Source organism: Gordonia otitidis NBRC 100426 (genome assembly GCF_000248075.1).
Classification (GTDB): Bacteria; Actinomycetota; Actinomycetes; order Mycobacteriales; family Mycobacteriaceae; genus Gordonia; species Gordonia otitidis.
On sequence record NZ_BAFB01000264.1, the window covers coordinates 1 to 742 of the forward strand.

At 68.1% G+C, this 742-nt stretch carries 1 pseudogene; it reads right to left on the reverse strand.

Annotation, left to right across the window (positions count from 1 at the left end):
* Positions 1-742, reverse strand: a pseudogene (locus tag GOOTI_RS24345) (hypothetical protein); the annotation flags it as partial.

Below are 742 nucleotides of genomic sequence, written 5' to 3' on the forward strand. Positions count from 1 at the left end.
TCAGATGATGCCGTAGCCGTCCATGAACCAGACCGACACCGACTCGGATGACTGGCCGGTCCGGTGACCGTCTTTGCGCGCATAACGCAACCCGGGCCGTCGGCCACCGGCAGCATTGCCGGACACGTCACCGCCGGACACACCATCGTCGTCGCTGCCGTGAGCGACGCCACCAGACGACGAATCCGTCTTGCCGTCGACGCGATCTGCGGTGCCGTCGGCGAAAGCGGCGGTGCTGCCGGCGTGCTTGGCGGTGCCATCAGCGTGGCGTCTGATGCCGTCGACGCGATCTGCGGTGCCCTCGGCGAAATCAGCGGTGCTGTCGGCGGGCTTCCCAGTGCCGTCAGCGGAAGCGGCGGTGCTATCGGCGTGGCTTCTGATGCCCTCGACGCGATTCCCGGTGCTGTCAGCGGAAGCGGCGGTGCTGTCGGCGCGATCTGCGGTGCCGTCGGCGAAATCAGCGGTGCCCTCGGCGCGATTCCCGATGCCGTCAGCGAAACCAGCGGTGCCCTCGAAGCGATTCCCTGTCCCGTCAGCGCAACTCTTGGTGCCGTCGGCGGAATCGCCGGTGCTGTCGGCGGGTTTCTCGGTGCTGTCGGCGTGATTCTGGGTGCCGTCGGCGGTTTCGGGTGGGGTGAGGGCCGCGTCGTTGCACACGACGTGTATGACGAACCGCGGATCGGCTGGCGGTACGGTGCACGGCTCGGGAATCGTCGCGGTGCAGTCGTCACTGCCGCAGGCG